Genomic DNA, 2,427 nt, shown 5'->3' on the forward strand with positions numbered 1-2,427 from the left:
AAACACTTCGTCTCCTGCGTGGGGGCCACACCGGAAGACAACTACAGGCGTTCGCTCAAGGTCCAGGAGTTCGGCGTGCCCGACGAGGACGCGATCCGCACCCTCGCGCGGGAACGCGGTATCGACGCAGCCACCGGCCCGGCGGGCTCGCTGTTGATCTTTGAGTGCAATACCCTGCACGCCTCCAACGCCAATATGTCGCCGGACCCGCGCAGCAACGTGTTCTTCGTCTACAACAGCGTGCGCAACCGCCCGCAGCAGCCCTACGGCGCCCCCGGGGTGCGGCCCGCGTTCCTCGGCGAACGCGAGGACTTCACACCGCTGGAACGATAACCCGGCGCGACCGCCCCGTCAGCCGCCGCCGCGCTTGAACGCCGCAAGTTCGCGGCGGTTGCGCCGGTCCGGGCGATGATCGGGCCGCGGCGTCGCCGCGGCCACCGCGCGCCGTTCCACGCGCACTGCCTCGCGCCGTTCGATGCTTTCCCCGGTTTCGGTGTAGAGGGTCTGCGCCTCGGTAGCCGGACCGCGTTTGTCCGAGAGATCGTCGACCGTGACCTCGAAGGTCACGGGCCCCTTGGTGATCGCGAGCCGCTGGCCGACGCGTACGTCGCGGGCGGGCTTCGCCCGCACCCCGTCCACCTCGACCTTGCCACCCTTGACCGCCTCTGCCGCGAGGCGCCGTGTCTTGAAAAATCGCGCCGCCCATAGCCACTTGTCCAGGCGCACGCCGTCCGCGTTGCGGGACCCATCGGTCATGCCGCGTCTCCCCGGCCGCCGTCCACGGCCGCCGCCGGGGCGGCGGCCGTGCGACCGGCCTCAGTAACTGCCTGCAATATATCCGGTAAGATGCTGAATTTCCGTGTCACGATCCGCCATGACCGCCGCTGTGAGGTCGCGTATGGAGATCATCCCGAGCAGCTGGCCACCCTCCATCACCGGCAAGTGCCGGCAGGCACGCTCGTTGACCATCGTCAGTGCCTCCTCGACGGAGGTGTCGGGCTCGATGTAGAAGACCTTGCGGGTCATCACCTGTTCGATAGGCGTACGGTCGTAGTCCAGGCGGCCGTCGATAACCCGGCGGAGGACGTCACGCTCGGTGAAAATACCGAGCAGCGCCTGCTCCGGGTCGACGACCAGTACCGCACCGATGTTGTGCCGGTTCATCATCTGCACGGCATCCGCCACCGAGGCGTCGGGACCGAGCACGTACATCTGAGAGCTCTTGCGATCGAGGATCCTGCGTACCGGTTGCCGCATGGCCGTTCCCTCCTCCAGGGCAGATCCGTTCCCTTCATTTCCGGTTTTATACCCGAAGAACCGCTTTGGGAAGGCACGCGAGGCGGCCGCGAAGTCCGTTAATCGAGGCGTTCGTCGGCCACCACGATGCCGTCCTCGTCCGCGTACAGCCAGTCCTCCGGACGGATGGTCACCCCCGCGAAACTCACGGGGATACCGCGCTCCCCTTCACCGCGTTTTTCACTGCGCCGCGGGTGAACGTTCAACGCCTTTACCCCGATATCCAGTCCGCCGATCTCGCCGGAATCGCGGATACAGCCGTAGACCACGATACCGCTCCAGCCGTTGTCCCGCGCCATCGCGGCGAGGTTGTCGCCAAGCAGCGCACAGCGCAGCGAGCCGCCGCCGTCGACCACCAGCACCCGCCCCTCCCCGGGCTCGGAGAGCGCATCCCGCACGAACGAGTTGTCCTCGAACACCTTGACCGTCAGGACCGGTCCGGAGAAACTCCGGCGACCGCCGTAGTCCGAGAAGATCGGCGTGAGGATGCGAAGACGTCCCTCGTGGGCATCGCACAGATCGGTGGTCGGCGTTGTCATTCCGTGTTCTCCGTGTGTGTCCGTCGGCGACGGCTGCCAAGTTAACCAGCCGCCAACGCGGAGACAAGAGAACCGGTCACGCGCCAGTACCCACGCGGTCGAAACCGGCAACAGAGGTCAAGCATGACGCGGCCACAGCACGACAGTCACGACGCGCCCATCCTGTTCATCTCCGATCTGCACCTGGATCCCGCACGGCCGGCAATCGTGCGCCTGTTCCTGGACTTCCTCGCGGGGGAGGCGCGCAACGCCGGGGCCCTCTACATCCTTGGCGACCTGTTCGAGGCCTGGATCGGGGATGACGCGGTCAGCGCCGACGAGCCGGTCATCGCGGCGATGCGCGCCCTGGTGGAACACCGCGTGCCAGTGCGGGTGATGCGCGGGAATCGTGACTTCCTCCTGGGCGAGACGTTCGCACGCATGACCGGTGCCGGAATGCTCGCAGACCCCTGCACGATCGAGATCGACGGCGAGCCGGTGCTCCTCGCCCATGGCGACGCCCTGTGCACGGATGACGCGGATTATCAGCGTTTCCGCGCCATGGTCCGCGACCCAGAGTGGCAACGGCAGTTCCTCGCCCGCTCCATCGATG

At 66.8% G+C, this 2,427-nt stretch carries 5 protein-coding genes; 2 read left to right on the plus strand and 3 right to left on the minus strand.

Annotation, left to right across the window (positions count from 1 at the left end; all coding sequences use genetic code 11):
• Positions 1-333 (plus strand): phytanoyl-CoA dioxygenase family protein (locus G7A99_RS01945; protein WP_205599695.1); only part of this gene is annotated, 333 nt, incomplete at its 5' end.
• A gap of 18 nt (positions 334-351) precedes the next feature.
• On the opposite strand, the gene G7A99_RS01950 is transcribed toward G7A99_RS01945, so the two are convergent.
• From G7A99_RS01950 to rraA, 3 genes are all read right to left on the minus strand, one after another.
• Entirely contained in the window at positions 352-756 is a 405-nt protein-coding gene (locus G7A99_RS01950; protein ID WP_018716930.1) for an RNA-binding S4 domain-containing protein, read from the minus strand.
• 60 nt (positions 757-816) lie between these two features.
• Complete coding sequence (locus G7A99_RS01955) at positions 817-1,257, minus strand: CBS domain-containing protein (protein WP_026320900.1); 441 nt, start codon at positions 1,255-1,257, stop codon at positions 817-819.
• A 98-nt stretch (positions 1,258-1,355) separates the two neighbouring features.
• The gene (gene rraA, locus G7A99_RS01960; protein WP_018716932.1) at positions 1,356-1,835 is read right to left on the minus strand and encodes a ribonuclease E activity regulator RraA; all 480 of its coding nucleotides are present in this window, start codon (positions 1,833-1,835) and stop codon (positions 1,356-1,358) included.
• Positions 1,836-1,958: 123 nt separating this feature from the next.
• On the opposite strand from rraA, the gene G7A99_RS01965 reads away from it, so the two are divergent.
• On the plus strand, positions 1,959-2,427 hold a 469-nt coding region (locus G7A99_RS01965; RefSeq protein WP_163138734.1), incomplete at its 3' end, for a UDP-2,3-diacylglucosamine diphosphatase.

The organism is Arhodomonas sp. KWT, assembly GCF_010993615.1.

Bases quoted from the DNA above. Each gene is read 5' to 3' on its own strand.
- rraA (WP_018716932.1), bottom strand. From the start codon at position 1,835: ATGACAACGCCGACCACCGATCTGTGCGATGCCCACGAGGGACGTCTT.
- G7A99_RS01950 (WP_018716930.1), bottom strand. From the start codon at position 756: ATGACCGATGGGTCCCGCAACGCGGACGGCGTGCGCCTGGACAAGTGG.
- G7A99_RS01955 (WP_026320900.1), bottom strand. From the start codon at position 1,257: ATGCGGCAACCGGTACGCAGGATCCTCGATCGCAAGAGCTCTCAGATG.